The sequence below is a fragment of the Amycolatopsis jiangsuensis genome, from assembly GCF_014204865.1.
Lineage (GTDB): Bacteria > Actinomycetota > Actinomycetes > Mycobacteriales > Pseudonocardiaceae > Amycolatopsis > Amycolatopsis jiangsuensis.
Genome location: NZ_JACHMG010000001.1, coordinates 5,476,042 through 5,500,825, shown reverse-complemented (window position 1 = coordinate 5,500,825; position 24,784 = coordinate 5,476,042). Strand labels below are relative to the sequence as shown.

Below are 24,784 nucleotides of genomic sequence, written 5' to 3'. Positions count from 1 at the left end.
ATGGGAGCCCTGCTGCGCGCTTTCTGGGGGATCATTCCGGCCACAGCGATCGCGCTGCCGTACGCGGCGCTCTGCTGGCCACTGCTCGTCGTCCGGAGGCGGCGAAGAAGCGGCGTGAGTGTCGCCCACGCGTCCGCCACCGCGGGCGTCGACCTGCTGATCGTGACCCTGGCCGGGCTGATCCTGCTGCTGGTGACGATGCCGGTCGGTGCCGCCGGTGGCAGCGCAGTCCACCTGGTACCCGGCACAGACCTCACCGAAGCATTCTCCGACGACGGTTCACTCTGGCAGGTGATCGGGAACCTGTTCCTGCTCGGCCCCCTGGGTGCGCTGGTCCCGCTGCGGGCCCCGCGGCTGCGCTCGGCCGGCCGGATCGCGCTGGTCGCGCTGATCGCGTCGCTCCTGGTGGAGGCGGCCCAGTTCGTGCTCCACAACGGACGCGTCACCTCGACCGACGACGTTCTGCTCAACACGCTGGGTGCGACCCTCGGCGCAGCGCTGACCCGCCCCGGCTGGCGGCGTTTCGACCTGCCCGTGCCGCCGATCCCGCAGCAAACGCGGCGGACCATCTGCGTGGCGCCACTCCGGCTGCACGACGCCACCCCGGCCGAGCCCGGCACCCGCTACGTCCGCCTCAGCCACCCGGAACGACGGTGACAAACCGGTTGCGCGTGGGGGCAGACTGAACGCACTACCGGTTACACGCCACCCGTTCGACGAAGGAACGCCTATGTTTGCCGCCACGGCCCGCGCCCACCGAGGCCAGGCCTGACGCACTCCGGCACGCGGCAGTGTCCCGCGCGACCGGCCGCGGCGAGTTCGACGCGGCCAGTTGCTTGATCGCGGCCGCCGCTCGATGTGGTCGCCACTGGACACGTCGTTGCTTGATTGCGACCGCCGCTCGATGTGGTCGCCACTGGACACGTCGTTGCTTGGTTGCGGCCGCCGCTCGATGTGGTCGCCACTGGACACGTCGTTGCTTGGTTGCGACCGCCGCTCGACACGGCCGCCACCCGACGCGGTCGCTGCTCGATGTGCTCTCCACTCGACACAGCCACCGCTCGACACAGCCGCCGCTCGACGTGGTGCCGTGCGCACTTCGGTGCCGTGCGCGCACTTCGGTGCGTGCGCGGAGTCGTCCGCTGGCCGCGTCGGCTCCCGCACGTAGGCGCGTGGGCCCGCTCTTGCCCGCATAGGTACGCATTCCTTCCTTCGAAAGGGTTTTCCCCGCATGTCAGCCATTCAGGCGTATGTTCGCGCGACCGCGCCGCGCGGTCGTGACACCGAACGAATCGGACCGTTCCTCGCGACTTTCTCCCGCGACACCTCCCATCGGATGCTCAACTACGCGATCCCGGACGACGACGCCGCACCGTCTCCGGGTGAGATCGCGGCGTTGACCGCCGCTTACCGCGGCCGGGATCTTCTGCCCAGGCTGGAGTTCTTCACCGAGGCGGCTCCCGCGCTGGAAGCGGCGCTGACCGCGGCGGGATACCGGCTGGAATGCCGGATCCCGCTGATGACCTGTACCTCGGCCGATTTCGTCGACCGCCCGGCCCCGGACGGCTTCCGGCTGCGTGAACCAGGATGCGACGCCGACCGGCGGAAGCTCCGGTCAGTGCAGAGCGTGGCCTACGGCGCGGGACCGGACGTCTCGGACGCCGAGGTGGAGACCGTCCGCAAGCACCTCCACGTGCTCGCCGAGGACATCGCGACCGGCGAGATCGCCGGCGGGGGCATGGCGCTGGAGATCGTCTCCGGCACGACCGAGGTGGCCGGGATCGCGGTGGCCGGGCCGTACCGCGGGCGCGGGATCGCGGCGGCGATCTCCGCACTCCTCACCCGGATCTCGCACGACCGGGGCGCCGACACCGCCTTCCTCACCCCGCGTGACCAGCGGATCAGCACGGTCTACCGCCGGGTGGGATACCGGACGGCCGGCGAATGCGTGCACCTGTCGCTACCCCAGTGAGTGCAATATTTAGTCAAACGTTGCACCAGTGCATCGATCGTGTTTTTATTGCATCATGGCGCGATCATCCGGCCCGGCACCGCGGCCGACCGTCCGAGCGAGCGAGACCAAGCTGTCGCGGCATCTGCACGGCGCGGTCGAGTTGAAAGCCGGTCCGCTGGAGGCGTTCAAGCTGGCACGGCGGGCATTCCTCGCCGGCGAGCAGATCGACATGGGCGCGATCTCGAAGGCGCTCGACGTCGACCGAGCGACCTTGTTCCGCTGGCTCGGCAACCGGGACCAGCTGATCACGGAGGTCATCTGGTCGTTCGCGGAACCGGCCTGGCGTCGCGCGCTCGACGCGGCGTCCGGCACCGGTTCCGCGCGGGTGGCCGAGGTGCTGGCCCGCTGGATCGAGGACATCGCCGGCGCGGAGTTCTTCCGCGCCTATCTCCGTCGCGAACCAGCGCGCGCGCTGCGACTGCTCACCACGAGCGACGGGCTGCACCAGCAGCGGGTCCTCGACATCATCGAAGAACTGCTGTGCTCGGAACCGGACCTGACGTTCCCGCTGCCGGTGCGCGATTTCGCTTACGTGATCACACGGATCGCGGAATCGTTCCTCTACTCCGACCTGATCACCGGGGCCACGCCCGACGCAAGCAAGGCCTCGATCACCATCGGCACCTTGCTCGGCGTCGAAAAACCATAGTGCGCAACGACAAGCGAAAAGGTGGACAATGAAGTCGACGATCGCGAAAACCGCCGGGGTGCTCCTGGCGTGTCTGGGCCTCACCCTGGCACTGTCCGCACCGGCAGGCGCCGAGACCGGCGGGTTCGCCCCGGTCGACCGGCCGGGTCCCGCGCTGCAGGTACCGGAAGCGGAGCTGGCCGCGGCCGTGCACTGCACCGCGAACGCCACGAACGCCGACCAGGAGGTCCTGCTGTTCGTCCCCGGCACGACGTTGACGCCGGACGAGTATTCCTGGAACTGGTTCAAGGCACTGGACAAACTCGGTAAACCCTACTGTTCGGTCACCGAGCCGGACAACGCGATGGGCGATGCGCAGATCTCGGCCGAATACGTCGTGTACGCCATTCGCCATGTGCACGAGATCAGTGGGCGCAAGATCGCGGTCCTCGGGCACAGCCAGGGTGGCACCGAGCCCCGTTTCGCGCTGCGTTTCTGGCCGGATGTGCGTCCCATGGTCGCCGACTACGTGACCTTCGCCGGAACCAACCACGGCAGCCCGCTCATCAACGCGCTGTGCCCTCCGGTGGCCGGGTGCAGTCCTTCGCTGTGGCAGCAAACCGTGAACTCCCAGTACATCCAGGCGATGAACTCCGGTCAGGAAACCTTCCCCGGGATCTCCTACACCAATATCTATTCCATTGTGGACGAATTCGTGCAGCCCAACCTGGACGACAACGGCACCACCAGCCTGCACGGAGGCGGCGGCAGCATCACCAACGTGTCGATCCAGAGCGTCTGCCCGACCGACCTGGCCAGCGAGCACATCGCGGTCGGCACCTACGATCCCGTCGCGTACGCGTTGGCGATGGACGCGGTCACCCATGACGGCCCGGCGTCACCCGCGCGAGTCCCGGCCTCGACCTGCGGCCACTTGCTGATGCCCGGGGTCGATCCGGTCACCTTCGCCACCGACCTCGCGGACACCACGGCGGTCATCGCCAAGCAGCTCGCGCTGCATCCCCGGGTCGCCGCGGAACCCCCGCTGCAGCCCTACGTCCACGCCGGCTGACCCGCGCCGTCCGGGATCGGCGAGCCCGGTGGAGTACGGTCCGGCCGTGACGTCCAGGGAAGCCGAGGAGGTGCCGATGCGGAAGTTCCCGGATTCGCGCGGCCACCCGGTTTCGCGGCGCTCGGCACTGGGGCTGGCGGGCGTCGCCGCTGCCGGACTCGCCCTGTCCGGCTGCGGCGACGACCCCGTTCCCCAGCCGATCACCGCGCCCCCACCGGACGGCGTTCTCGGCGCGAACTTCAACGGCGATCCCGGCCGGGTCACCTTCGCGGAACTGGAGAACATCTCCGCGACCTGGCTGCGCGGGTTCTTCCCGATGCCGCAGGCCGACCGGGGTGCGGTGCCGGAGCACCCGGTGATCCGGATGCTGACCACGGCGGCGGCGAAGGGCTACGGCACCGTGCTGTCGCTGAAGTTCCCTTATGCCGGCGAACCCCTGCCCACGCCCGGAAGTCCGGCCATGACGACCGCGCTGCGACGGCTGGACGCCGTGCTTCCCGAAGTGCTGGGCAAGGTGGACATCCTGGTGATCGGGAACGAGCCGTTCATCGAATGCCGCCCCCAGGACCGCGTCCAGCGGCTGAACGTGTGCTACGAAACCCTTGCGCAGCACGTGATCGCCTACCGCCAACGGAACTGCGGCGCGGACTGCACGACCCAGCTGTACCTTGGCGCGCTCAACCGGCTCGACCGGCCGGACTGGCGCACCCCGGCCACCGAGCGGTGGCTGGACTTCACCCGTGACACCCCCGCGCTGTCCGGTGTGGACATTCATCCGCATCTTCAGGCACCGGGGGACGACCGGCGGTTCCTCGACTACGTGCTGCCCCGGCTGCGTACTGACCAGAAGTTCCTGGCCACCGAGTTCTCCTTGGTACTGCTGTGGAAACAGCATCTGAAGGATCCGGTCGACCCGCGGTTCGCCGACCGTTACCGCGTGTCCCGCTCGAAAAAGGTGTGGCAGGTCGTGCGGGACGCCATCGAGAGCCCGTTCCCCCAGCAGAAGTGGGACGATTTCCTCGCGCTGTCCCCGTGGTTCGATAACCACCGCGAGTTCCTGCGCGATCAGGTGGACCGGTTCCGCGAGACGTCCCGGCTCGCGGTGGCCACCTACGGCGTCACCCAGGACACCGCCATGGTCACCGGCTTCGGCCCGGATTCGATGCCCTGGCTGTTCAACAGCGTGTTCTGCCCGTTCGTGGTCCGCGCGGGCCAGGACGGCCTTCCCGGACGCACCACCGCATGGGCCGGGCAGTTCCGGCAACTCCAGACGCGCTGACGCGAGCCGCCGTGGTCAGCGGACCACGGACATGGCGCGTTCGAGAATTTCGGGCAGCGGCCGCGGATTCTCGGCCGCGGTCCACGCGGCCAGCGTGGCCTCCACGCAACCGAGCGCCGCCGCGACGACCGCGTCGGGCCGCGGGTCGGCGACGTCCGCGGAGTCGATGCGCAGACGGCGGGCGATTTCCGGACGGAGCAGCTCACGCCACCGCGCGTTCTTCTCGCGGTGCTTGGCCGCCAGCGCCGGCGTGGTCACGATCAACCGGGTCAGCCGACGGGTCTTCTCCTCGTGCCCGTCGTACTGGTCGATGAGGGATCCGAGAGCGTGCCGCAACGCGGTCCACGCCGGTTCCTCGTCCGGACGCGCCACCAGCGCTTCACGCAGCCGTTCGCCGGCGTCGGCCAGCCCGCTCAGCACGGCGTCTTCCTTCGTCGGGAAATAGCGGAAGAACGTGGAACGAGAAATCTCGGCGGCAGCGCAGATGTCGTCGACGGTCGTCTGCTCGTAACCGTGTTCGAGCGCCAGCGTCACGACGACCGCGGTGAGCTCCGCCCGCATCGCCGCCCGCGCGCGCATCCGCGCGCCGCCTGCCGTTTTCACAGGCAGATCGTACGGCACACCGAACCGGATACTGTGTCTCGCGTTTGGCGCTGCATCTCACCGGCTACGCGTCAATCGTCGTGCCGACCGCCGCGGCCGCGCTTGACCTCGCTGCGCCGCTTCTTCGCCGCCAGCCGACGTTCCTTCGATCCCTTCGAAGGCTTGGTGGGCCTGCGCTTCGGCGGCGGCGGGGCGGCGGCCTTCAGCAGCTGGTCCACGAGCCGTTCGCGCGCCGCGTCGCGGTTCATCAGCTGCGAGCGGTACTCGCTCGCCGCGATGGTCAGCACGCCGTCGACGAGGCGAGCGCCGAGGCGGCTGAGGATCCGGTCCTTCAGCGCAGGCGGGATGACCACGGACCGCGCGACGTCGAACGACAGCTCGACCCGCGAGTCCGTGGTGTTCACGCCCTGCCCACCCGGCCCGGACGACCGGGAGAAGCGCTCCCTCAGCTCGGCATCCGGGATCACGAACCGGGAGCCGACTGGTACGTCCTCAGCCACGCCCTCCAGTGTCGCAGGCACGGCAACCGCGTTTCAGAACCGCGGGTGGTCTCCGGACAGCACGGCACGCGGGCCGTCCGGGTCCTCGGCCGGCTGCACGTCACCGAGCACCCAGGCAGGCACGTGCCGGGCGGTGAGCACGGCCAGCGCGCGGTCCACGTCCTCGGCCGCCACGATCGCGACCATGCCGACGCCCATGTTGAACGTCTTCTCCAGCTCGGCACGATCGACCTTGCCGCGCTGGCCGATCAGCGCGAACACCGGCGCCGGCGTCCAGGTACCGCGTTCGAGACGGGCCTGCAGGCCCCGCGGCATCACCCGGGCGAGATTGGCCTCGAGGCCACCGCCGGTGATGTGCGCGAACGTACGCACCTCGGTCTCCGCGATCAGCGCCAGGCAGTCCTTCGCATAGATCTTCGTGGGTTCGAGCAGCTCCTCGCCGAGCGTGCGGCCGAACTCCTCGACGTGCCCGTCCAGCGGCATCCGCGCGATGTCCAGCAGCACGTGCCGGGCCAGCGAATAGCCGTTGGAGTGCAGCCCGGACGAGCCCAGCGCCAGCACGACATCGCCCGGCCGCACGTTCTCCGGCGTGAGCAGCGCGGACGCCTCCACCGCGCCGACGCCGGTGGCCGACAGGTCGTAGTCGTGCTCACCCATCAGGCCCGGGTGCTCGGCCGTCTCGCCGCCGAGCAACGCGCAGCCGGCCTGCACGCACCCCTCGGCGATACCGCCGACGAGCGCCGCGATCTTCTCCGGCACCACTTTGCCGACGGCGATGTAGTCCTGCAGGAACAGCGGCTCCGCGCCGGTGACGATGAGGTCGTCGACCACCATCGCGACCAGGTCGATGCCGACCGTGTCGTGCTTGTCCAACGCCTGCGCGACCGCGATCTTGGTGCCCACCCCGTCGGTGGACGAGGCCAGGACCGGCTCTTTCCACTTGTCCAGTTTGAGCGAGAAGAGCCCGGCGAAACCGCCCACCCCGCCGCGCACTTCCGGCCTGCTTGCCCGCTCGGCGTGCGGCTTGAGCAGCTCGACAGCCTCATCACCGGCGTCGATACTGACCCCCGCGGCTGCGTACGTGGCGCTCGTGGACTCGCTCACGGCGACGGACTCCCTATCTGGCCGGCTACGGACGCCGGATGGCGTCCTCGGCACCGTACCCGGCCGCACTGACCGGAGTCGCCGCGCCACCGGCCGCGTCCATGCTTTCCAGCAGGTGCTTGCCGATGAGCGCGTCCTCGGGAAGCTCGATCGGGTACTCGCCGGAGAAGCACGCCGTGCACAGCCGGGACCGCGGCTGCTCGGAGGCGGCGACCAGGCCCTCGAGCGAGATGTAGCCGAGCGAATCGGCCCCGATCGAACGGCGGATCCCGTCCAGGTCGACCCCGTTGGCCACCAGTTCGGCCCGCGAAGCGAAGTCGATGCCGTAGAAGCACGGCCACCGCACCGGCGGCGAGGCGATGCGCACGTGCACCTCCAGCGCGCCGGCCTCGCGCAGCATCCGGACCAGCGCACGCTGGGTGTTGCCGCGCACGATCGAATCGTCGACCACGACGAGGCGTTTGCCGCGGATCACGTCACGCAGCGGGTTCAGCTTGAGCCGGATGCCCAGCTGCCGGATGGTCTGCGACGGCTGGATGAAGGTGCGCCCGACGTAGGCGTTCTTGACCAGGCCGGTGCCGTACGGGATGCCGGAACCCTGCGCGTAGCCGATCGCGGCGGGCGTGCCGGACTCCGGAACGGGCATCACGAGGTCGGCCTCGACCGGGTGCTCGCCGGCCAGCCTGCGGCCGATGTCCACGCGCGTGGCGTGCACGCTGCGACCAGCGATGGAGGTGTCCGGCCGGGCGAGGTAGACGTACTCGAAAACGCAGCCCTTGGGGTCGGGACCGGCGAACCGCGAGGAGCGCAAACCCTCGGCGTCGATGGCGATCAGCTCACCCGGCTCGACCTCGCGCACGAACGACGCCCCGCAGATGTCCAGCGCGGCGGTCTCGCTGGCGACGACCCAGCCGCGCTCGAGCCTGCCGAGCACGAGCGGATGCACCCCGTGCGGATCACGCGCGGCGTACAGCGTGTTCTCGTCGGAGAAGACGAGGCAGAACGCGCCCTTGAGGGTCGGCAGCAGCTCCATCGCGGCGGCCTGGATGCCCTTGTCCGCCGCGTTCGCGGCGAGCAGCCCGCAGACCAGGTCGGAGTCGCTGGAGGACCCGGTGAGCCCGGCGTGCGGCTTGAGCCCTGCCGCAGTGGTGCGTTCGCGCAGCTCGGCGGTGTTGACGAGGTTTCCGTTGTGCGCGAAGGAAAGCCCGCTACCGGTGGCGGTGGTGCGGAAGATCGGCTGGGCGTTCTCCCAGATCGTGGAGCCGGTGGTGGAGTACCGGCAGTGCCCGACCGCGATGTGGCCCTGCAGGGACTGCAGGACCTGTTCGTCGAAGACCTGGCTGACCAGCCCGAGGTCCTTGAAGACGACGATCTGCGAGCCGTCGGAGACGGAGATGCCCGCCGCCTCCTGGCCCCGGTGCTGGAGGGCGTAGAGGCCGTAGTAGCTCAGCTTGGCGACTTCTTCCCCGGGAGCCCAGACGCCGAAGACGCCGCACTCCTCGCGGGGCTCCGGTTCAGGCTCGTCCGGGCCGGTCTGGTCGAGACGGGTCTGGTGGAGACTGGGCTGCTCAGGACTGGCGGGAAGGTCGGAAACCACCGAGGTGCTCCCAGGAGGACGCGGTCAGGCCAACCCAAGTGTAAGCGCTGTGAGGTCCGCACGACCGGGGTGTGACGTGGTTCTGGCCACTCCGGCAGCACACTTCGAGATCGGCGCTCTTGATTTGGAGCGGGTGTTCACCGGCTGGCTACGATCGCGACCGCGCTGTCGATCACCAGCATGTTGGACCGAACGGTCAAGAATTTGTATCCTGTGCGCATGGCACGTCCGCGAGCGTTCGACGAGGAGCAGGTGCTGAACGCCGTCCGGGAACAGTTCTGGAACGCCGGGTACGCCGCGACGTCGCTGGAAGACCTGATGCGGGTCAGCGGACTGGGCAAGGGCAGCCTCTATGCGGCGTTCGGCGACAAGCATCAGCTTTTCCTGCGGGCGCTGCACAGCTACACCGACGGCGTCAACGGGCATCTTCGGAAAACCCTGACCGAGACGCCACGGGCGATGGACGCACTACGCATGCTCCTCGAGATGCCGATCGCCGATGCGGACGGCGCCGGCCCGCGGCGTGGCTGCCTGATGGCCAACAGCACCTGCGAACTCGGTAACGCCGATCCGGACGTCCTCGCTCACGCGCGCCGCACCTACGAGACGTCCACCGCGCTGATCGGTGAGTGCGTCGCCCGCGCCCAGCGCGAGGGCGACCTGCCGGCCGAAGCGGATCCGATCGCACTGGCGCGAGCCCTTTTGGCTGCGCAGCAAGGGATCGTCTTCATGGGCCGGACCGGATTGGACGCGGCCGCGCTCACCGCCACGGCGCGATCCCTCGCGGCCCAACTCCTCCCGGACCCTTCCGGCGACTGAACCCGGCGCGCAACGGGACTTCACGAGGCGGTCGGCCGTTCGACGGTGTTGACTACCGCAACGTCATCGGATCCGGCTTTGCCACGTCGAGCAGTGGCGCGAGCGGGCCACTGCTTTGCCACGTCGTGCAGTGGCGGGCGTGGGCCACTCGCGATGACGAACAGTGGCGCGAGCGGGCCACTCGCGACGACGTGCTCGCGTTGGCCTTCCGTGGTACGCGGCCGAGATCAGCGTGCGGCGAGCCATTTCGATCGGCCGCCGCGGCCCGGCACCCAGCAGCCCTGCGCTGCGCTATGGGCGACGGCGAGCTTGCGGGCAGGGGTGTTGTCGCCGGCGGCCGCGAGCCGGCCATCCGGCACGGAATCGTCGGGGAGGGCGAGAACTTCGGCGAGCACTCGCGGGGCTTCACCCTGCGAACGCCACAGCCATGCTTCGGGAGCGAAGATGTTCTGCTCGCCGACCGGGAGGCGAGTGGCCTCCACGTCGTCCTCCGCGTTGAGCCGGACGACGTCGATGACCTCGTCGTGCACCCGCACTCCGACCACGGCTTGCACTTCGCCGCGTTCGTCCGTCGGATGCACGAACTGGTAACCACGGGCGATCAGCTCGTGCAGCCCGCGCTCGACGTCGTACCCGGCTCCGGCGAAATCAGCCGAGGACATCGTCGAATTCGCCGTCCTTCGCGCCGGCGAGGAAAGCGGCCATCTCCGCACGCGTGTAGACGAGCGCGGGCCCCTGCGGGAAACGCGAATTCCGCATCGCGATCTCACCCGAGGTCAGCGGCGCCACCTCGACACAGTTGCCCACGGCGCCGCTGTAACTCGCTTTGCGCCACGGGACGCCGGTCAGCCGGTCAGCCGGAATACCGTTCTCGAACCGCTCAGCCATGGTGCCCACCTTCCGAGACGAAGAGAAGCTCAGGAATCTGCATGTGCATCTGCCTGTGACCGGGACGCTAGCACGCGCGCATGCAGTGGTAAATGCACGTGCAGAAGTTTCTGCAAATTTCTCACAGCGTGACGAACGACCTCAGTAGAAAGTCCCCGCTCAGGTGAGTGGAGCACTACCTGAAGGGGTGAATTGTCACGAAAAGTAGCCACCGTGTCGACGGCAACCACAGCGCGATCCCGAATCGCCGAGGACCCGCAACGGGGGCGGGCGCCTCAACCCCGGGCCCCGTAGCCGAGGCTCGACGCGCCAGCGCACGACCTGACGTCCGCCTGCCAAGGGATGCACATCTGCCTGCCAAGGGATGCACGAGCAATGCGGGGCTCGTCCATGGCCGGACCGTGGGTGGCACTCCGCGCGGGGACGACCCGGCCCTGGGACAGTCCTCAATGGACAACTTCGGCCGCCTTGCCCGGCAGGAACCGGTCGTAGAGGGACAACCTCGACCGCCATGCCCGGCAAGAACCGGTCGTAGAGGGACTCTTGCACGCGGAGGGTGCGTGGCGGGGCGGGGACGAGGTCCGTTTCGCTTCCAGCGCGGTACGTCCCCCGAACGACCGGCCCGGTCAGATCTCCTGGCGGCGTTTGGCGATGCGGGAGCGGCTGCGTTCCGGGGTCTCGGCGTCCACGGCCAGCAGGTCCAGGGCTCGGCTGTACTTCTCGATCTCGTCACGCTTGTCGACGTAGTGGGCGCCGGTCAGGTACTCCACGTACACGATGTTCGGGAGTTCCGTTTCGGCGAAGCGCAGCAGGGCGAACGCGTGTTCCGCGGACAGGCCACTTCGGACGTACGGCAGGATCTGCACCGAAACGTGCGGCAGCGTCGTCACTTCCAGCAGGTATTCGAGCTGCTGCTTGAACACCTTCGGCCCGCCGATCGGACGGTAGAGCACCGATTCGTCGAGCACTGCCCAGATCCGCGGCGCGTCGGGGCGGGCCAGCATCTTCTGCCGCCGCATGCGCAGGGCCACCAGCTGGTCCACGCGTTCGTCGGCCATCTCCGGGCGGCCGTGGCTGAAGATCGCCCGCGCGTACGGTTCGATCTGCAGCAGGCCGGACACGAACAGCGGCTCCCAGATCTGGATCCGGGACGCGGCTTCCTCCAGGCCGACCAGGTCGGTGAACCAGGTCGGCACCGTCTCACCGAACTTGCGCCACCAGCCGGCCTCGTTGGACTGCTTGACCATGTCGAGGAACGCCTGGCGCTCCTGCTCCTCGCCGACGCCGTACATGGTGAGCAGATCGGCGACGTCACGTTCCTTGAAGCCGACACGGCCGAGCTCCAGCCGCGAGATCTTCGACTCCGAGCCGCGGATGTTGTACCCGGCCTGCTGCCGGGTGATCCCGGCCTCCTCGCGCAGCTTGCGCAGCTGCGATCCGAGGATCATCCGGCGCGCTGTCGGGCCGAGGCTCTGCTCGCCGCCGGACGCGTTCACCGCGTTCATGACCGGGCCCTTTCCTACGCCGCTCGTCGGTCTGGGCGACCGAAGTCCGACCACCCAAAATACACGCGAAGTGTCCACCGGCGCGGCACGGCACAGACCGCGCCGGGGACCGGCCCCGAGGATTCTACGGAGTACCGCGCTCGTTGAACACCGGTTCGGGCAATTGACTGACCGAAACTACAGCCGCAGCACCGGCAGCCAATGGTCCAGGTCAGCGCGGCTGCCCGAGGCCGAAACCCGCGCGGTGCCGAGCGCGTCGGCCCAGCTCAGCAGACCGGTGGCCAGTTCCAGCCAGGTGCGCGGATCCGTTTCGACGACGTTCGGCGGCGTGCCGCGGGTGTGCCTGGGCCCTTCGACGCACTGCACTGCGGCGAACGGCGGTACCCGCACCTCGACGCTGTGTCCTGGCGCGTCCTGGGCGAGCACCCGCAGGCTCAGCCGCACCGCGGCGGCCAGCTCACCGCGAGCCGGATCCGGCCCCTCACCTCGCAACCAGCCCGAAACCGCCAGTACCGCCGCCCGTAACTGAGCGGGATCGACCGAACGCGAAGAGGCCATCCCTCAACAGTAGAGTGACGGCGGACGGACTTTCAGGCACCCGGCACCGAGGGACGGCGATGGCGCAGCGGGACGAGGCAGATCGGATGGTTTCCCGGGGCCCGGCAGGGCGGCGCGCGCGGCGGAACGCGTATCCACGCCGCGGACCGCAGGGCAAACCTGAGATCACCGCCGAGATGCGGGACAACGCCCGCACCAACCCGAACAGCTGGCTGTACGTCATCGACGAGGCGTTCGACGCCCGCGGCCCGGTGCCGTCGTGGGCCGTGGTCGGCGCCTATCCGGTCAACGCCGCGGGCGACGTCGTCGAGGACTTCCACCCCAACGACCGTTACCGGCCCTCACCCAAGGCACTCGGATTCCCCGAACCGCGCTCCGATCTCGAACGGCTGCTGCAGCTCGTGCGCGCGGAACACCGTCCGGCCGAGGACCTGCCACGGGCCATTTTGGACTCCACGCTGTTCGTCTACGCGCTGTCCCCGGTGCAGCGCACGGTGATCGGCTTCCACAACACCGACGGCCGGGTCCTCGTGCCCGCCTACACGAGCAAGGCGTTGGTGCCGCGCGCGTGGCCGCATGCGCGCGCCGTACTGGGCCGCGACATCGTCGGTCTGCTCGCCGGGCATCCGGTGGCGATCAACCCGCACGAGGCGATCACCGCGGTGGTGCCGGCCGAGCACTTGCTGCGCGCACTCGCCGACGAGCGTCGCTGAGCGGGTCACCCACCGGATTTTCCACAACCTTCTGACCTGGGCATTTCACCCGCGTGAGTGATCACCGATTCGCTGGAATCGCGGCAGGCGGGCAGGGTGACGATCGCAGGAGTACACGCGTCCGGTTGGGAGTCCAGCGTGAAGTCTCGTCATCCGCTGCTGCGCTGGAGCGCGGCGCTGGCCGCCGGTTTCACCTGTGTGTCGCTCTGCCTTTCTCCCGCGGCGTCCGCGGCCCCGAGCTACGCCGGCGCGGAAGGGAACTACGCCGGTTCGCAGATCGCGAAGCACGAGGGCGTGGCGGGCAGCCCGGTCGAGTACAGCGCGAACGCGCAGCTGCTCGGCCACGACGTGAGTGGACACCAGGGCGCGGTGGACTGGGTGGCCGCGGCGCGCGCGGGCGCGAAGTTCGTCTACGTCAAGGCAACCGAGGGCACCGGGTTCATCAGCCCGCAGTTCGCGCAGCAGTACGACGGCTCCTACGGCGCCGGGCTCATCCGTGGTTCGTACCACTTCGCGCGCCCGGACGTGTCCGACGGCGCCGCGCAGGCGAACTACTTCCTCGCGCACGGTGGTGGCTGGTCGAAGGACGGCAAGACGCTGCCCGGCGCACTCGACGCGGAATACAACCCCTACGGCGAAACGTGTTACGGCAAGGACGCGGCAGGCATGGTCGCGTGGATCAAGGCGTTCTCCGACACGTACCGCGCACGCACCGGCCGGCCGCCGACCATCTACACGTCCACGAGCTGGTGGAAACGCTGTACCGGCAACAGCGCCGCGTTCGGCGCGAACCCGTTGTGGCTCGCGCGCTACAACAGCCAGGTCGGCGAACTACCCGCGGGCTGGGGACAGCAGACGATCTGGCAGTTCGCGAACTCCGGCACACTGCCGGGAGACCAGAACTGGCTCAACGGAAGCACAGCTTCGTTACACAATCTGGCAATCGGGTGAACATTTGTGGTCAGGTCACGAATTGCTGAGCGGCAGCCGAGGAAATTCACCCACTTGCCCATTCATTTTCACGGAACTTGGTGACAAACGCCGATTCGTGGCCAAGAATCTCACCCGGGCGGCTACCTGCACATAGCCGCCCTCAGCGAGGGTATCTGTGAAGGGATTCGACCATGTCCACTCCCCGAAGAGGACGGCGCAGCACGCTGTTCTCCATCCTGGCCGTTCCGGCCGTGGCACTCCTGCTCGGTGCCTCGACCCAGGCCTCGGCCACACCCGAGACGGCCGACGTGGCCGCGATCAACGCCGACATCCAGGCGCACAACCACGCCATGGGTTCGCAGATCCGGCGCGTCGAGGGTGACCAGTCCACCCCGGCAACGCGTGCTGCCGCACAGCAGCCGCAACCCGGGACCGCCGCGCCGAACCAGGAGCTGGCCACCGTGGCCGGCATGGACGTCGCCAGCTACCAGGGCAACGTCGACTGGGCGAACTGGTGGAACCAGGGCAAGCGATTCGTCTGGACCAAGGCGACCGAAAGCACGAACTACACCAACCCGTACTTCGCGCAGCAGTACAACGGCTCCTACAACCAGGGCTTCATCCGGGGCGCCTACCACTTCGCCACCCCGAACACCGCCAGTGGCGCGGCGCAGGCGAACTACTTCGTCGCGCACGGCGGTGGCTGGTCGAAGGACGGCAAGACGCTGCCCGGCGCACTGGACATGGAGTACAACCCCTACGGCGCGACCTGCTACGGGCTCAGCAAAGCGGCGATGACCGCGTGGATCAAGGACTTCCACGACACCTACCACGCCAAGACCGGCCGCTGGCCGGTGATCTACACGTCGACGAGCTGGTGGAACCAGTGCGTGAGCGCGGACTTCTCCAGCACCGCACCGCTGTGGGTGGCGCGCTACGCCTCTTCGGTGGGCACGCTGCCGTTCAACTGGGGCGTCTACACCGTGTGGCAGTACACCTCGAGCCCGCTGGACCAGGACACCTTCAACGGTGCCTTCGACCGGCTGCAGGCACTCGCGAACGGCTGATCCGCTCGCCGAGGCTCCCGGTCGCCGCGCCCCTGCCGGGTGCGGCGGCCGGGAGCCGCCTGTGTGCGCGGGCTGCCCGCCTTGGAAGAATGCGACCCCTGGGCGGACGGAACCGCCGGCGCCGGCGGGCCGTCACACCGCGGCGCGAATCGGTGCAGCAGGAAGGCGGAACCGGAGATGACCTACCCACCGCAGCCCGGGCCGGGCGGGGACCCCTACGGACAGGGCTGGCAGCCCGGGTCCGGCGGCGTGCCCCAGCAGCCGGGCTGGGATCCCAACGCGCAGCAACAGCAGCCCGGGTGGGACCCGAACGCGCAGCCGCCGCAGCAGCCTGGCTGGGATCCGAACGCGCAGCAGCCGCAGCAGCCCGGGTGGGATCCCAACGCGCAGCAACCGCCGGGATGGGACCCGAACGCGCAGCAGTATCCGGGCACGCAGCAGTACGGCCAGCCGTACGGGCAGCAGTACCCGGGCACCCAGCAGTTCCCACAGCAGGGCTGGGACCCGAACCAGCAGTACGGGCCCGGTGGCCCGCAGCCGCCGAAAGGCAACAAGACCGGGCTGTGGATCGGTATCGCGATCGCGGTCGTCGTGGTGGTCGCGGTGGGCATCACCGGCTTCGTCGCGCCCGGGTTCTTCCTGAGCAAGGACGACGGCGGCACCAACACCGCGCAGACGCAGGCGCCGCCGCCCGCGCCGACCTCCTCGCAGGAGGAAGAAGAGCCGACCATCGAATCGTCGCCGTCGACGGAAGAGAGCGAGGAGAGCACCGAGCCCGGTACCGGCGGCACCGCTCCCGCCGAGGCGAAAGCGCTGGTCGACGACTTCGTCGCGAAGATCAACGCCAAGGACGCCGCCGGCGCCACCGCGATGACCTGCCAGGGCACCGAATCGTTCTCGAAGGACAGCATCGACGAAGCCACCGGCGGCGACCCGCAGCTGAAGGTCTCCAGCTACGACGGCAGTTCCACGGTCACCGCCGACCTCGAGGGCACCCTCTCGGGCAAGGACGCCAACGGCTCGGTGATCGCCACCGAAACCGGCGGCAACTGGTGCGTCGGGTTCTTCCTGGTACTGGCCTTCTGACCGGTGCGGTCCCCGCTGGTCTGGACGTTCGCCGCGTCCGTCGTGCTGTTGTGCGGGGTCGGCGGCTGGTTGCTGACCGACCCCGCGACCAGCCGCGCCGACGCACTCAAGACCGGCGGCCTGGCCGCCGGCGCGGTGGTCGCGCTGTACGCGTTGTGGCTCAACGACCGCCGCCGCAAGGTCGAGGAAGCCCGGCAGGAAGTCGAGCAACAGCGCCACGAACTGGACCGCGAACGGATTTCCGACGAACGGTTCGCCAGGGCTGTGGAGCTGCTCGGGCACGAGGCCGACCAGGTGCGCGTCGGCGCGATGCACGCGCTGGCCGGGCTCGCCCGCAGCCGTCCGGGGTACACGCAGACGGTGCTCGACGTGCTGTGCGCCTACCTGCGCCGCCCATTCGATCCCGAGGGCGAGGATCCGGACCACAAGCGGGAACGCCAGGTGCGGCTCACCGCGCAACGGCTGATCGGAGACCTGCTTCCCGACGCTTCCGAAGCGGCCTCCGCGTCCTACCGGCTGGATCTCCGGGATGCGTTCCTGGAGTCCTTCTTCCTGAACAAGCGCCGAGTCGGCAATCTCCGGCTCGACAACGCGCGCCTGCACGAGGCCGTGGTCATCGGCGACTGCGTCATCGCCGAGGTTGCTGCCTTCAGCCAAGCTCTGACCACGGACGACTGCTACTTCACCTGCCGCGGGACCCGGTTCCAGAGCAGTGCGGTCTTCTTCGGCATGTCCTTCAACGGGCAGGCAAGCTTCAAGCTAGCCACCTTCGCCGATCAGGCCGTTTTCCACTCCACCAAGTTCGGTGCAGGCGTGTGGTTCACCGACGCGGTGTTCGAAGGCGAACTCGACCTCTGCCAGGCGTCCTTCCGAGGCGAGGCCGACCTCCGATTCGCCCGGATGCCGACTCGGGTGCAGCTGGAAGACACCACCGTCCGGACCGACGGCGTCAACGTGCAGCTGCCGGAAAGCTGGCAGCTGCACGTCGACCCGGAGCAGGAGGGAACCGCGCGCATCGAGGCGCGCGGCTGACGGTCAGTCGAACAGGGCCGGGAGCGTGCTTTCCCAGGCCGCGCGGAGTTCGTCCAGGCTGAACTCGGTCAGCCCCTGCAGCTCGAGGGTGCCGGATTCCGGGTCCACCACTCCGGTCTTGCGCCACGGCAGACCGCGGGCGGTGCACATCTCGGTGAACCGCAGCTCCTCGGTCCGCGGGACCGCCACCAGCACCCGGCCGGCCGACTCCGAGAACAGCTGCACGAACGGGTCCTGATCACGGTCCAGGAACACCCGGGCACCACACTGTCCGATCAGGACGGTCTCGGTGAGGGCCTGGGCGAGGCCACCGTCGGCGAGGTCGTGCGCGGCGGAGATCATCCCGTCGCGCGAGCCCGCCACCAGGATTTCGCCCAGCAGCTTCTCCCTCGCCAGGTCCACCCGCGGGGGCACGCCGCCGAGGTGCCCGTGCAGCTCGCGGGCCCAGGCCGAGCCGTCCAGCTCGTCGTGGGTCTCGCCCAGCAACAGCAGGGTTTCCCCGGCCTCCGCGCCGATTCCGGTCGGGATCCGGCGGCGCACGTCGTCGATCACGCCCAGTACGGCGACCACCGGGGTGGGCAGGATGGCCGTGTCGCCGGTCTGGTTGAAGAAGCTCACGTTGCCGCCGGTGACCGGGATGCCCAGCTCGACGCAGCCGTCCGCGAGACCGTGCACGGCCTGTTCGAACTGCCACATCACGCCGGGGTCGGTCGGCGCGCCGAAGTTGAGGCAGTCGGACACCGCGACCGGTGTCGCGCCGCCGGTGGCGACGTTGCGGTAGGCCTCGGCGAGCGCCAGCTGCGCGCCGCGGTACGGATCGAGGTAAACGAACTTCGCGTTGCAGTCGGTGGCCACCGACACGCCGCGGTTGCTCTCCTCGTCGATCCGGATCATGCCCGAGTCGGACGGCTGTGACAGCACCGAATTGCCGCGCACGTACCGGTCGTACTGCGAGGTGACCCATTCCTTCGACGCCTGGTTCGGCGCCGCGATCAGCTTGAGGAAGTCCGCACGCAGTCCGTCGGCGGTGGACGGCCGCGGCAGATCCGCGGACGTGTCGGCGACCAGCGCGTCCTGGAAGGCGGGCCGCGCGACCGGACGGTCGTACACCGGGCCCTGGTGCGCGACGGTGTGCGCCGGGACGTCGACCACGACCTCGTCGTGCCAGGTGATCACCAGGTGCTCGCCGTCGGTCACCTCACCGATGTCGGTGGCGAGCACGTCCCATTTGCGGCACACCGCCAGGAACGCCTCGACGTTCTCCGGGGCGACCACCGCGCACATCCGCTCCTGCGATTCGCTGGAGAGCACCTCGGCCGGGGTCATCCCGGTGGCGCGCAGCGGAACACGGTCGAGGTAGACGTGCATTCCACCGTCGCCGGCCGCGGCCAGCTCCGAGGTGGCACACGACAGCCCGGCACCGCCGAGGTCCTGGATGCCGACGACCAGGTTCTCCCGGAACAGGTCGAGGCAGCACTCGATGAGCACCTTCTCGGTGAACGGATCGCCCACCTGCACGCTCGGCAGCTTCCTGCGCCCGGTGGCCGATTCCTCGCCGGAGAACGTGTCGCTGGCCAGCACCGAAACTCCGCCGATCCCGTCGAGACCGGTCCGCGCGCCGAACAGGATGATCTTGTTGCCCGCCCCCGAGGCGAACGCCAGGTGCAGGTCCTCGGTCCGCATCGCCCCCACACACAACGCGTTGACCAGCGGGTTTCCCGCGTACGACGGGTCGAACACCAGCTCACCGCCGACGTTCGGCAGGCCGAGGCAGTTGCCGTAGCCGCCGACCCCCGCGACCACGCCGGGCAGCACCCGCTTGGTGTCCGGCGCGTCCGCCGGGCCGAAGCGCAGCGCGTCCTGCACGGCGAGCGGACGGGCGCCCATCGCCATGATGTCGCGCACGATCCCGCCGACCCCGGTCGCCGCGCCCTGGTAAGGCTCCACATAGGACGGATGGTTGTGGCTTTCCACCTTGAAGGTGACCGCCCAGCCGTCGCCGATGTCGACCACCCCGGCGTTCTCGCCGATGCCGGCGAGCATCTTCGCCTTCATCTCGTCGGTGGCCGTCTCGCCGAAGTAGCGCAGGTGCTTCTTCGACGACTTGTACGAGCAGTGCTCACTCCACATCACCGAGTACATCGCCAGCTCGGCGTCGGTGGGACGGCGGCCGAGGATCTCCCGGATCCGGGCGTACTCGTCGTCCGCGAGCCCGAGTTCGACGTAGGGCTGGGTGAGCTGGGGGGTCGCCGCTGCCTGTCCGGTGGTATCGACAGTGCTGGTCACGGTGTCCGCGTCAGGGTTCGCCACGGCCGCCAGGATACGGGCAGGACCTCGTGGCTGGTGAAGCCGGTGGGGACCGGCGCAGGCAGTCGCGAGACCGTAAATCAGTCGCGCGCGAGGTGCTGAGCGGCTTACTGTCGGTGATCGTGCTCTCCGCCACGTATCGCTTCCCCGATCTCCGGCTGCCGGCCCGCCCGACGGCCGGCCGCTACCTGGTGGCGCTGCTGCGCTCGCGGCCGTGGCTCGTGCTCACCGCGTCGGTCACCGGTGCCCTCTGGTCGCTGCCGACCGCGCTGCTGCCGCTGGTGATCGGCCGCGGAGTCGACGCGATCGCGGCCCACGACACCGGCGTGCTCTGGCGCTGGGCGCTCGTCGCGGGCGGGCTCGGGCTGGTGCAGGCGGGCTTCGGTACCTGGCTGCACTTCACCTCGTACGGGATGTGGCTGCACGGCGCGGGCACCACGCAGCGCACGGTCACCGAACACACCACCCGGCTCGGCGCGAAGCTGCGCGAGGCGACGACCACCGGCAACGTCGTGGCAGTCACCTCCTCGGACATGAACTGGATCGGCAACGCCTGCGAGGTGGTCGGCCGCACGGTGGGCTCGATCGTGGCGTTCGCGGTGATCGGCGTGGCGATGCTCGGCACGTCGCCGCTGCTCGGCGTGGTCGCGCTGGTCGGCGTGCCACTCGCGGTGGTCGGGATCGGCCCGCTGCTGGCGCCGCTGCAGAAGCGCAAGGGCGTCCAGCGGGAGAACCTGAGCGAGGTCAACTCGCTGGGCGCGGACATCGTGTCCGGCCTGCGGATCCTGCGTGGCGTCGGCGGCGAGCGGCGGTTCCTGCGCCGGTTCCACGAGGCCAGCCAGACGGTGCGGCGGTCGGGCGTCGAGGTCGGACGCAGCGAGGCCTGGCTCGCCGCAGCGGAGATCGTGCTGCCGGGCCTGGTCACGGTGGCGATCACCTGGCTCGGCGCGCGGCTCGCCCTCGACGGCACGATCGGCGTCGGCGAACTGGTCGCGTTCTACGGGATCTCCGCGTTCCTCGTGGTGCCGGTGAGCACCGCGACCGAGGCGGTCAGCGCGTGGAGCTCCGGCACGGTCTCGGCGAGGAAGGTGTGCGGGCTGCTTGCGCTGCGCCCCGACCTCACGGATCCGGCCGAGCCGCTGCCGCTGCCGGACGGGCCGCTGGAGCTGGTGGACACGAGCAGCGGCATCCGGATCGCACCCGGCAGGCTGACGGTGGTCGACCTCGGTGCCGAAGCGCAGGCGATCGCCGAGCGGATGGCCCGGTTCACCGATCCGGCCGAGGGCGAGCAGGTGCTGGTCGGCGAGGTGCCGACGGACCGAGTGGCGCTGGCCGAGCTGCGGGCCCGCGTCGTGTACGCGCACAACCAGGACCTCTGGTTCTCCGGGGTGCTGCGGGAGCAGCTGACCCCACCGGCGCCGAGCGAGGTGGACATCTTCGCGGCGCTGCACGCGTCGGACGCCGAGGACATCGTCGAGGCCCTGCCCAGGGGCGTGGACGAGCTGATCGGCGAACGCGGTCGTGAGGTCTCCGGCGGTCAGCGCCAGCGGCTGAGCCTGGCGCGGGCCCTCGCGATCGACGCCGACGTGCTGTTGCTCGACGAGCCGACCTCGGCGGTCGACGCGCACACCGAGGCACGGATCACCGAGCGAGTGGCGCGATTGCGCCGCGGACAGACCACAGTGGTGTTCAGCCAGAGTCCACTGTGGAGGAATGTGGCGGACGAAGTGGTGCACGGGAAGGCGGTGACGGTATGACCACGCGGCTGCCGCTCGCGTCGAGGCACGAGGTGCGGCGCTGGGCGGTGCGCACCGCGGCCGAGCATCGCCGCGAGGCCTCCGTGATGCTCGGGCTGTTCTGCCTGGCCACCCTGATCGGGCTGGCCGGACCGCAGTTGCTCGGCCGGCTCGTGGACGGGGTGGTCGAGGGCAGCAGCACCACGCGCGTCGACCTGCTGGCCGCCGCGTTCGTCGTGGTGCTGGTGCTGCAGGCGTGGGCGAAGAAGGCGGCCCGGTTCCGCGGCCGGGTGTTCGGTGAGCGGGTGCTGGCGCAGACCCGGGAAAAGCTCGTGACGAACGCGCTGGACCTGCCGCTGGGCACGGTCGAGGCGGCCGGTACCGGCGACCTGCTGAGCCGGGCGACCACCGACCTCAGCCGGCTCGACCACGCGGTGCGCTTCGCGGCGCCGGAAATCCTGATCGCCGCGGTCACCGTAGTCCTGACCGCGATCGCGATGATCGTGACGTCACCGCTGCTGGCGCTCGCGTTGCTGGTCGCGCTGCCACTGCTGGTGCCGGTGAACATCTGGTATCAGCGGCGGATCCCCAGCCGGATGGCCTGGATGCTGGACCGCTGGGGTGATGTGCAGTCGAGCACGCACGAGACGGTCGAAGGCGCCCGGACGGTCGAGGCGCTCGGGCTCACCGAACGCCGCATCCGCACCGGCCGGGACACGCTCGACCAGGCGATTCTCGGTGAACGCCGGATGCGGGCGCTGCAGCTGCGCTGGCTGCCGTCGCTGGAGATCAGTTACGTGCTGCCGATCGCGGCGCTGCTGCTGCTCGGCGTACTGGCCTACACCCAGGGCTGGGCGGGGCTCGGCACCATCACCACGATGCTCGCGTACGCGCAGGCCATGACCGCGCCGCTGAACGAAGCGCTGTTCTGGCTGGAAGACCTGCAGGTGGCGACCGCCGCCGCGCGCCGGATCCTCGGCGTGCATCCGACGGAAACCGCGGTGAAGGTGACCGAGGTGCCGCGGGGACGCGACATCGAGGTGCGCGACGTGCGGTTCGGCTACACGGCCGACCGGGAGGTGCTGCACGGCATCGACCTGCGGGTGCCGCGGGGTGAACGGCTGGCGATCGTCGGCCCGTCCGGTGCCGGCAAGTCGACCCTCGGCCGGTTGCTGGCCGGGATCTCGGCGCCGACGTCGGGGTCGATCCGGGTCGGCGGCACCGAGGTGTCGTCGCTGGCGGACGACGTGCTGCGGGGCGAGGTGCTGCTGCTCACCCAGGAGCACCACACGTTCTCCGGCACCTTGCGGGAAAACCTCTCGCTGCCCGCCCGCCGCGGTACCGGCGACTGGACCGACGAGGAACTGCTGGCGGCGCTGGCGTCGGTGGGTGCCGAGGGGTGGGCGGCCGGTCTGCCGGACGGGCTGGACACCCGGCTCGGTTCCGGGGCGTACGCGGTGCCGGCCGCGCTCGCCCAGCAGCTGGCGCTGGCCCGGGTCGTGCTGGCCGACCCGCACACCCTCGTACTGGACGAGGCGACGTCGCTGCTGGACACCGGCTCGGCCCGCGATCTGGAGCGTTCCCTGACCGCGGTGCTGGAAGGTCGTACGGTGATCGCGATCGCGCACCGTCTGCACACCGCGGCCGCGGCCGACCGGGTCGCGGTGGTGGAAGGCGGCCGGATCACCGAGCTGGGTTCGCACGAGCAGTTGCTGGCCGCGCGGGGCCCGTACGCCCGCTTGGTGGAAGCGGCGACCTGACTCGCCGGGAATGCCGCCCACCACACCGGTGTTGCCTCCGACACAAGTGGATCTCTGGTCGGAGGTAACGCCGAATGGCAGTCATGACGGTGGACGAGCGGGAGAAGTTCCTCGCCGAGGAGCGGGTAGGGATGCTGGCGGTGAGCCGCGAAGGTGCGGCGCCGCTGGCCGTACCGGTCTGGTACGACTACTCGCCGGGCGGGGAGGTCCTGATCTCGACCCGGCGCAGCACCGTGAAGTACCGCGCGCTCGAGGCCGCCGGGCAGCTCAGCCTCGCGGTGCAGCGGGAGACGCCGCCCTACCGGTACGTCACGGTGTCCGGCCCGGTCGCCGGTCTCGAGTCGCTGACCGACGAACAGGCGCTGCGGATCGCCGCCCGCTATCTGCCGGACGCCGAAGCGCGGGCTTTCGTCGCCGGCTCGGTGAGCGAGGACTCCGTGCTGATCCGGGTGCGGCCGGAGAAGTGGCTTTCCGGCAACCTCTGACAGCGGGCCTGCTGGGCTCCGCCGCTCCGCGCGGGTCCGGAGCCCAACCTTCGCCTCAGGCCTTCACCAGTGCGTCGACCGCGCTGTAGAACAGGCCGAGTCCGTCGTCGGAAGGGCCGGTGAGCGCGTCGATCGCGTGCTCCGGGTGCGGCATCAGGCCGACCACCCGGCCGTTTTCGCTGGTGATGCCGGCGATGTCGGCGCGCGAGCCGTTCGGGTTGCCGCCCACGTAGCGGAACACCACGCGACCCTCCGCCTCGAGCATGTCCACAGTGGACTGATCGGCCACGTAGCAGCCGTCGTTGTTCTTGAGCGGGACGAGAATTTCCGCGCCCTGCTCGTAGCGGGTGGTCCAGGCGGTGCGGTGGTTCTCGACGCGCAGCCACTGGTCGCGGCACACGAAGTGCAGGCCCTCGTTGCGGATCATCGCGCCGGGCAGCAGACCGGCCTCACACAAGATCTGGAAGCCGTTGCAGATGCCCAGCACCGGCATGCCCTTGTGCGCGGCCTCGATCACCGACGTCATCACCGGCGCGTAGCGGGCGATCACGCCGGCCCGCAGGTAGTCGCCGTAGGAGAAGCCGCCCGGCACGACCACCGCGTCCACGCCGTGCAGGTCCTCGTCGGCGTGCCAGAGCGAGACCGCCTCGGCGTCGGCGTAGCGGACCGCGCGGGCCGCGTCGCCGTCGTCGAGCGTGCCGGGGAAGGTGATGACCCCGATCCGCGCGCTCACGCGTCCACCCGCCGGATCGTCCACTGCTCGATCACCGGGTTGGCGAGGAAGCCCTCGGCGATCTTGGCGAGCGTCTCGTCGTCGACGGTGTCGTCGACGTCGAGTTCGAAGTGCCGCCCCTGGCGCACCTCGCCGACCCCGCTGAAGCCGAGCCGCGGCAGCGCACGCGCCACCGCCTGCCCCTGCGGGTCGAGGATCTCGGGTTTGGGCATGACATCGACGACGACTCGAGCCACGGCAGGCTGCTCCTTGTTCACGCAGGGTTCACGCAGGTCGCGGGGGCACTACTACGGCATCCAGGGTACTTGACCACGCGGACTGGCCCGGCGGCCCGGTCCGCGGGATGCTTTCGCCACCCCGCGTGC

The 24,784-nt window shown here is 69.7% G+C and carries 25 protein-coding genes; 14 read left to right on the top strand and 11 right to left on the bottom strand.

What is annotated here, in order from left to right; all coding sequences use genetic code 11:
- From BJY18_RS24905 to BJY18_RS24880, 5 genes are all read left to right on the top strand, one after another.
- Positions 1–657 carry a VanZ family protein gene (locus tag BJY18_RS24905; RefSeq protein WP_184782373.1) on the top strand — a complete coding sequence of 219 codons (657 nt, stop codon included), beginning with the start codon at positions 1–3 and terminating at the stop codon, positions 655–657.
- Between the two features lie 574 nt (positions 658–1,231).
- Positions 1,232–1,972, top strand: a complete 741-nt coding sequence (locus BJY18_RS24895; protein WP_184782372.1) for a GNAT family N-acetyltransferase — start codon at positions 1,232–1,234, stop codon at positions 1,970–1,972.
- Positions 1,973–2,027: 55 nt separating this feature from the next.
- The gene (locus BJY18_RS24890) at positions 2,028–2,663 is read left to right on the top strand and encodes a QsdR family transcriptional regulator (protein ID WP_184782370.1); all 636 of its coding nucleotides are present in this window, start codon (positions 2,028–2,030) and stop codon (positions 2,661–2,663) included.
- 28 nt (positions 2,664–2,691) lie between these two features.
- A complete protein-coding gene (locus tag BJY18_RS24885; protein WP_184782368.1) occupies positions 2,692–3,714 on the top strand; it encodes an esterase/lipase family protein in 1,023 nt (340 codons plus the stop codon).
- Between the two features lie 46 nt (positions 3,715–3,760).
- Positions 3,761–4,993, top strand: coding sequence for a twin-arginine translocation signal domain-containing protein (locus BJY18_RS24880; RefSeq protein ID WP_184782366.1), 1,233 nt, complete (start codon positions 3,761–3,763; stop codon positions 4,991–4,993).
- A gap of 15 nt (positions 4,994–5,008) precedes the next feature.
- Here the strand turns inward: BJY18_RS24880 and BJY18_RS24875 are convergent, their stop codons facing one another.
- From BJY18_RS24875 to purF, 4 genes are all read right to left on the bottom strand, one after another.
- Positions 5,009–5,596: an acyl-CoA-like ligand-binding transcription factor gene (locus BJY18_RS24875; protein ID WP_312873949.1), complete on the bottom strand. Its 588-nt coding sequence runs from the start codon at positions 5,594–5,596 to the stop codon at positions 5,009–5,011.
- A 71-nt stretch (positions 5,597–5,667) separates the two neighbouring features.
- Positions 5,668–6,096: an alternative ribosome rescue aminoacyl-tRNA hydrolase ArfB gene (gene arfB, locus BJY18_RS24870; protein WP_184782364.1), complete on the bottom strand. Its 429-nt coding sequence runs from the start codon at positions 6,094–6,096 to the stop codon at positions 5,668–5,670.
- Between the two features lie 33 nt (positions 6,097–6,129).
- Entirely contained in the window at positions 6,130–7,200 is a 1,071-nt protein-coding gene (gene purM / locus BJY18_RS24865; RefSeq protein ID WP_184782362.1) for a phosphoribosylformylglycinamidine cyclo-ligase, read from the bottom strand.
- Between the two features lie 25 nt (positions 7,201–7,225).
- Complete coding sequence (purF, locus tag BJY18_RS24860) at positions 7,226–8,797, bottom strand: amidophosphoribosyltransferase (RefSeq protein WP_184782360.1); 1,572 nt, start codon at positions 8,795–8,797, stop codon at positions 7,226–7,228.
- A gap of 219 nt (positions 8,798–9,016) precedes the next feature.
- Between purF and BJY18_RS24855 the strand changes: the two genes are divergently transcribed.
- Positions 9,017–9,616, top strand: coding sequence for a TetR/AcrR family transcriptional regulator (locus tag BJY18_RS24855; protein ID WP_184782358.1), 600 nt, complete (start codon positions 9,017–9,019; stop codon positions 9,614–9,616).
- Positions 9,617–9,843: 227 nt separating this feature from the next.
- On the opposite strand, the gene BJY18_RS24850 is transcribed toward BJY18_RS24855, so the two are convergent.
- From BJY18_RS24850 to BJY18_RS24835, 4 genes are all read right to left on the bottom strand, one after another.
- The gene (locus tag BJY18_RS24850; RefSeq protein WP_184782356.1) at positions 9,844–10,278 is read right to left on the bottom strand and encodes a hypothetical protein; all 435 of its coding nucleotides are present in this window, start codon (positions 10,276–10,278) and stop codon (positions 9,844–9,846) included.
- On the bottom strand, positions 10,265–10,504 hold the full coding sequence (locus tag BJY18_RS24845) for a DUF397 domain-containing protein (protein ID WP_184782354.1): 240 nt from the start codon (positions 10,502–10,504) through the stop codon (positions 10,265–10,267). Before BJY18_RS24845 ends, BJY18_RS24850 begins: the two co-directional genes overlap by 14 nt.
- A 626-nt stretch (positions 10,505–11,130) precedes the next feature.
- Entirely contained in the window at positions 11,131–12,009 is an 879-nt protein-coding gene (locus BJY18_RS24840; RefSeq protein WP_184782352.1) for a helix-turn-helix domain-containing protein, read from the bottom strand.
- Between the two features lie 177 nt (positions 12,010–12,186).
- Complete coding sequence (locus BJY18_RS24835; RefSeq protein WP_184782350.1) at positions 12,187–12,567, bottom strand: sterol carrier family protein; 381 nt, start codon at positions 12,565–12,567, stop codon at positions 12,187–12,189.
- Positions 12,568–12,626: 59 nt separating this feature from the next.
- On the opposite strand from BJY18_RS24835, the gene BJY18_RS24830 reads away from it, so the two are divergent.
- The 5 genes from BJY18_RS24830 to BJY18_RS24810 all read left to right on the top strand — a co-directional run bounded on the left by BJY18_RS24830 (position 12,627) and on the right by BJY18_RS24810 (position 17,398).
- Positions 12,627–13,280, top strand: a complete 654-nt coding sequence (locus BJY18_RS24830; protein ID WP_184782349.1) for a type VII secretion system-associated protein — start codon at positions 12,627–12,629, stop codon at positions 13,278–13,280.
- Positions 13,281–13,418: 138 nt separating this feature from the next.
- Entirely contained in the window at positions 13,419–14,231 is an 813-nt protein-coding gene (locus BJY18_RS24825) for a lysozyme (protein WP_376774730.1), read from the top strand.
- Positions 14,232–14,404: 173 nt separating this feature from the next.
- The gene (locus BJY18_RS24820) at positions 14,405–15,280 is read left to right on the top strand and encodes a lysozyme (protein ID WP_184782347.1); all 876 of its coding nucleotides are present in this window, start codon (positions 14,405–14,407) and stop codon (positions 15,278–15,280) included.
- Positions 15,281–15,457: 177 nt separating this feature from the next.
- Complete coding sequence (locus tag BJY18_RS24815; protein ID WP_184782345.1) at positions 15,458–16,366, top strand: hypothetical protein; 909 nt, start codon at positions 15,458–15,460, stop codon at positions 16,364–16,366.
- A 3-nt stretch (positions 16,367–16,369) separates the two neighbouring features.
- Entirely contained in the window at positions 16,370–17,398 is a 1,029-nt protein-coding gene (locus BJY18_RS24810) for a pentapeptide repeat-containing protein (protein ID WP_184782343.1), read from the top strand.
- Positions 17,399–17,401: 3 nt separating this feature from the next.
- Here BJY18_RS24810 and purL read toward each other — a convergent pair whose 3' ends face one another.
- Positions 17,402–19,708 carry a phosphoribosylformylglycinamidine synthase subunit PurL gene (gene purL / locus BJY18_RS24805; RefSeq protein WP_376774729.1) on the bottom strand — a complete coding sequence of 769 codons (2,307 nt, stop codon included), beginning with the start codon at positions 19,706–19,708 and terminating at the stop codon, positions 17,402–17,404.
- Positions 19,709–19,827: 119 nt separating this feature from the next.
- Here purL and BJY18_RS24800 point away from each other — a divergent pair, with 119 nt between their 5' ends.
- The 3 genes from BJY18_RS24800 to BJY18_RS24790 all read left to right on the top strand — a co-directional run bounded on the left by BJY18_RS24800 (position 19,828) and on the right by BJY18_RS24790 (position 23,686).
- Positions 19,828–21,462 carry an ABC transporter ATP-binding protein gene (locus BJY18_RS24800; protein ID WP_184782341.1) on the top strand — a complete coding sequence of 545 codons (1,635 nt, stop codon included), beginning with the start codon at positions 19,828–19,830 and terminating at the stop codon, positions 21,460–21,462.
- Positions 21,459–23,201 carry an ABC transporter ATP-binding protein gene (locus tag BJY18_RS24795; protein ID WP_184782340.1) on the top strand — a complete coding sequence of 581 codons (1,743 nt, stop codon included), beginning with the start codon at positions 21,459–21,461 and terminating at the stop codon, positions 23,199–23,201. The genes BJY18_RS24800 and BJY18_RS24795 overlap by 4 nt, the downstream gene beginning before the upstream one ends.
- A gap of 74 nt (positions 23,202–23,275) precedes the next feature.
- Positions 23,276–23,686, top strand: a complete 411-nt coding sequence (locus tag BJY18_RS24790) for a pyridoxamine 5'-phosphate oxidase family protein (RefSeq protein WP_184782338.1) — start codon at positions 23,276–23,278, stop codon at positions 23,684–23,686.
- A 55-nt stretch (positions 23,687–23,741) separates the two neighbouring features.
- On the opposite strand, the gene purQ is transcribed toward BJY18_RS24790, so the two are convergent.
- Both purQ and purS read right to left on the bottom strand, forming a co-directional pair.
- On the bottom strand, positions 23,742–24,419 hold the full coding sequence (purQ, locus tag BJY18_RS24785; RefSeq protein ID WP_184782337.1) for a phosphoribosylformylglycinamidine synthase subunit PurQ: 678 nt from the start codon (positions 24,417–24,419) through the stop codon (positions 23,742–23,744).
- Entirely contained in the window at positions 24,416–24,655 is a 240-nt protein-coding gene (gene purS, locus BJY18_RS24780; RefSeq protein ID WP_184782334.1) for a phosphoribosylformylglycinamidine synthase subunit PurS, read from the bottom strand. The genes purQ and purS overlap by 4 nt, the downstream gene beginning before the upstream one ends.
- Positions 24,656–24,784: the final 129 nt, after the last annotated feature.

Coding starts and splice junctions, on each gene's coding strand:
- BJY18_RS24905 (WP_184782373.1), top strand. CDS start 1: ATGGGAGCCCTGCTGCGCGCTTTCTGGGGGATCATTCCGGCCACAGCG.
- BJY18_RS24895 (WP_184782372.1), top strand. CDS start 1,232: ATGTCAGCCATTCAGGCGTATGTTCGCGCGACCGCGCCGCGCGGTCGT.
- BJY18_RS24890 (WP_184782370.1), top strand. CDS start 2,028: ATGGCGCGATCATCCGGCCCGGCACCGCGGCCGACCGTCCGAGCGAGC.
- BJY18_RS24885 (WP_184782368.1), top strand. CDS start 2,692: ATGAAGTCGACGATCGCGAAAACCGCCGGGGTGCTCCTGGCGTGTCTG.
- BJY18_RS24855 (WP_184782358.1), top strand. CDS start 9,017: ATGGCACGTCCGCGAGCGTTCGACGAGGAGCAGGTGCTGAACGCCGTC.
- BJY18_RS24850 (WP_184782356.1), bottom strand. CDS start 10,278: ATGTCCTCGGCTGATTTCGCCGGAGCCGGGTACGACGTCGAGCGCGGG.
- BJY18_RS24845 (WP_184782354.1), bottom strand. CDS start 10,504: ATGGCTGAGCGGTTCGAGAACGGTATTCCGGCTGACCGGCTGACCGGC.
- BJY18_RS24840 (WP_184782352.1), bottom strand. CDS start 12,009: ATGAACGCGGTGAACGCGTCCGGCGGCGAGCAGAGCCTCGGCCCGACA.
- BJY18_RS24835 (WP_184782350.1), bottom strand. CDS start 12,567: ATGGCCTCTTCGCGTTCGGTCGATCCCGCTCAGTTACGGGCGGCGGTA.
- BJY18_RS24830 (WP_184782349.1), top strand. CDS start 12,627: ATGGCGCAGCGGGACGAGGCAGATCGGATGGTTTCCCGGGGCCCGGCA.
- BJY18_RS24820 (WP_184782347.1), top strand. CDS start 14,405: ATGTCCACTCCCCGAAGAGGACGGCGCAGCACGCTGTTCTCCATCCTG.
- BJY18_RS24815 (WP_184782345.1), top strand. CDS start 15,458: ATGACCTACCCACCGCAGCCCGGGCCGGGCGGGGACCCCTACGGACAG.
- BJY18_RS24795 (WP_184782340.1), top strand. CDS start 21,459: ATGACCACGCGGCTGCCGCTCGCGTCGAGGCACGAGGTGCGGCGCTGG.
- BJY18_RS24790 (WP_184782338.1), top strand. CDS start 23,276: ATGGCAGTCATGACGGTGGACGAGCGGGAGAAGTTCCTCGCCGAGGAG.